Consider the following 635-nt stretch of genomic DNA (forward strand, 5'->3'; position numbering starts at 1 on the left):
ATGGTGGAATTGAGATTGACAACCTTACTGCCGAAACACAGGCATACAGACATTGAATTGAACACAACCCAAAAGGTGTATTGTCGTTGGTGTCTGACACATGAAACATCTATGACGTGTGTGATGTAATCTTGCCTTCATTGAAGAAAGAGATTCTTAACCGCGATGGCAAATTGGTTATCCGTCCAGACAGTGGCGACTCTGTTGAGGTGTTGCTTGGTGGGTTTAAATTGACACATCCAAACACAACCAAAAACGATAAGAAGAATGCCAAACTTGGACTATTCAAAATCATTGAGAAACACTTCGGTTCAACAATTAATGCCAAAGGTTATAAGGTGTTGCCTATCACTTTCTTGTGAGGTGAAGGTATGACACCAGAGAAAATTGATAAACTTTATGGAGCAATGGCGAAAGCCGGTTACGCTTCTGAAAATGTCATCATCGGTGTTGGTTCATATGCTTACCAATTCCACACAAGGGACACACATGGAATAGCTGTCAAGGCAACATATGCGGAGTTTGAATTCAATGGCAAAACAATTAAAGCGAACTTGTTAAAAGACCCAATTACTGACAGTGGAGTGAAGAAATCGGCAACAGGATTGCTTGTTGTCAATCCAGACCTTACATTA

1 pseudogene is annotated in these 635 nt (G+C 40.6%); it reads left to right on the plus strand.

Annotated elements, in window-relative coordinates:
- Positions 1 to 116: 116 nt before the first annotated feature.
- A pseudogene (locus HL054_RS22100) lies at positions 117 to 635 on the plus strand (hypothetical protein); the annotation flags it as partial.

This window comes from Modestobacter versicolor (genome assembly GCF_041028285.1).
Taxonomy (GTDB): domain Bacteria; phylum Actinomycetota; class Actinomycetes; order Mycobacteriales; family Geodermatophilaceae; genus Modestobacter; species Modestobacter versicolor_A.